Source organism: Cochleicola gelatinilyticus (assembly GCF_001637325.1).
GTDB classification, from domain to species: domain Bacteria; phylum Bacteroidota; class Bacteroidia; order Flavobacteriales; family Flavobacteriaceae; genus Cochleicola; species Cochleicola gelatinilyticus.
In genome coordinates this window covers 1-2,280 of sequence record NZ_LRXL01000008.1, presented here as the reverse complement: position 1 = coordinate 2,280, position 2,280 = coordinate 1, and the positions used below count along the sequence as shown (strand labels likewise).

Annotated in this window: 1 protein-coding gene; it reads left to right on the top strand. The window is 31.8% G+C overall.

Annotation, left to right across the window (positions count from 1 at the left end):
• Nucleotides 1–1,565, top strand: a 1,565-nt coding sequence (locus tag ULVI_RS00955; protein WP_206743812.1) for a hypothetical protein, incomplete at its 5' end; no start/stop codon positions are given.
• Nucleotides 1,566–2,280: the final 715 nt, after the last annotated feature.

Sequence of the window (2,280 nt, the reverse complement as noted above, 5' to 3'; positions counted from 1 at the left end):
GTTCTTATGCAAACCGTTGTACGCAATTTATGAAAACCGTAATTCACATAATAATTTTGACATTTATAACAGCTTCTTGCCAACCTCAAGAACTGAATGTGAATATCAAAAATGTTGAAATTAATATTCCTGGAAGTCCAGGACCTTGGCTGAAATACAACGATAATTTTTATTGTTACTTTAAAACTGACAATGACAAATTTAGTTCAGGTTCTAATCATCAATTTTACATTCTTGATAAAGACGGTAAAATAAAATCTCAAATTGATGTTCCAAAAAAACTTCAAACCTTTTATTACGATTTGTACATCAAGAACGATACAATATTTACAACGGAATATTATGACCATAACACTTTTTATCTTGACCAAACAAATAACACTTGGATAGAGACAAAAAAAGGAATTGATTTATATTACGATGATAAAGACTATTCTGTTTATTCTCTCGATTTTGGAGAATGGGGTGGCGTAACTTGGTTCAAAGACAAACAAACGGGTAAACAATATGAAATTGGAGCAACATCGCCAGTAATCAATAAGTTAAATAACCATTATTATCTAACAACAGGTATATCCGTTTTGAAAATTAAAGACCCAACAGAGTTGGATGAAAGTAAGGAGCCTTACGATTATAAAAAAGCTGTTGCTGACCTTGAAAATAGATATCGAAGAGAAGGGAATTATTCTACAAATGGAGCGGAAGTAATATTTGAATACAAAGATAATGACTATTTCAACCCAACTTTCTCAATAGCAACATCATTCATTTCAAACGAGAAACTCTATCATTTATACAAAGACAGTATTTCAACCAAAATTGGAACAATAGAGAACAAAATGTTAGTTCCATTTTACGAATTTAAATCTATAATCAGACCTTTTCAATGGAATTACGATACAAGAAACCCAATTCAAAATAACAACTTTCAATCTGTTCAATTCCGAACAGACAAGGATTCTGTTTACGGAATTATAGAAATTAACAAAAATGATTTTAAAGTCACTCAATTCAACAATATTTATAAAGAACCAGTATTTGGCGAAAATAAAATGAATAATTGGGTTGAAAATACTTTTGATAATTATTATTCAAATTTTAGCTCATTGACTTTAAACCAAATAGACAAAGTTGAGGAAGAGATAAATGCAACGGATATTACCCAAAAACATAAAATTTCAACTTATCGACTTGATGGTCGAGATGTTAATACGCCTAGAATTTATAGAAAAATTGAGAGTAAAGAATTAAGGCTATTAACAATATATTACTATTCAAAAGACGAAAAGAAAATAGAGTTAGTGAAATTTGAATGGGGAAAAAACAGAAACAAAAATCAAAGTATTAAAGATGCTGTTGCTTCAATGAACAATAGCGAAATGGAAGAAACACTTTACAAACAAAAATTTGACTGGATTTCAGATTACCTCAAAGGCAAATTAGGAGAACCTAACGACTTGCAAACGGACAAAAATAGTACTGAACAAAAATGGAAAAAAAATAACAAAATTATTGTATTAGAATATAGCAAAAGAGATGTCGAACTAACGATTTATAGCGAATAAAAAACTGCGTACAACAACGTATATAGCTCATAGCTAATTAGTTGCTTAATCAAAGTTAAGGCATATTTGTAAGTCCGCCAAATTTTTTAATTTGGCTTATTGAAAAGAAAAGGTAATAAGAAATTAAAAAATTCGGCTCGTGGTTAACCGAAAATTTATCGCTAATTTGCACGCTACGAGCCATATACACGACCGTTAGCATAAATTGCTCCGAAAAAATCCATCGGATTTTATTCAGTCGCAATTTATTGGAGAAGAGACATAGACCGAACCGAGCGTTACCTGAAATAGATTATGCAAAAATAGGATGACGGAATTGAAAAAATATGAATTCTAAATTATACGGAATTTAATTCGGAACGGAATCTAAACTTTGTAATGCGGCAAGCTGGAATCGTAATGGCGAAACGGAATTATTACGTGAAATTATTGCGGTAGTGCGCAATCGATACGGCAATACGCAACTGTTGCTGGAGCAGATTAACGGGAACAGTATGTGCTTACTCGCATGTGTCACAAAATATGCTAACACCGGCTATAAGTAATGCGGGCAATATCGTTTAATCGAAAGTTTAGGTATATTTGGAAGACCGCCAAATCTTTTTAATTTGGCTTTTGAAATAAAAAAAATAAAAACAAAACAAAAAGATTTAGGCTCGTGACGGTTCGAAAAGTAAGTACGCTTTCCTCCCGCACTCCTCATAGCCCAACCGTT